Origin of the sequence: Pseudomonas huaxiensis, assembly GCF_003231275.1 — a bacterium.
GTDB lineage: Bacteria > Pseudomonadota > Gammaproteobacteria > Pseudomonadales > Pseudomonadaceae > Aquipseudomonas > Aquipseudomonas huaxiensis.
Genome location: NZ_QKVL01000169.1, coordinates 1 through 503, shown reverse-complemented (window position 1 = coordinate 503; position 503 = coordinate 1). Strand labels below are relative to the sequence as shown.

Below are 503 nucleotides of genomic sequence, written 5' to 3'. Positions count from 1 at the left end.
TGTTCAGGCTCGCCAGGCCAAGGGAAAGCCGCAGGGCGTCTATGATCATCAGCAGGCCCCAGTTGATGCGCCGCTCTCCTCCCGCCGCGGCAACCAGGCCGGCCGTACCGAAATCGAGGTCGTCGACCTCCGGAAACGCGGTGCCCACTCCAGGGATGTAGTACTTGAAGTACTGCCCATCACCGGTTCCCAGCGGATCGGTCAGTTCACCGGATCGCCCGCTATGGCCGGTACCCCCGGCGTGGCCTGCGCCCACAGAGGCGCGGAACAACCGGCCGATATTGGTTGGACACGGCGTGCTCACCTGGTACAGGTCGCGATTCAGGTTGTTGCCCGTGCCGTCGAAGAACAGGCTGATATGCAAAGTTTTGCAACAGGGCGGCGGGGCCCGGCGACCGGCCGCCACGCTGAGGGCGTTCTGGTAGTCCCGCTCCTGCTCGCGCTGGATTCGCAAATTGGCATGGACCTGCTCTGCTCGCCGAGGAAGCAGCCCTTTAAGGGGA

The 503-nt window shown here is 64.4% G+C and carries 1 pseudogene; it reads right to left on the bottom strand.

The features are described from left to right. A pseudogene (locus DM374_RS32750) lies at positions 1-503 on the bottom strand (DUF2235 domain-containing protein); the annotation flags it as partial.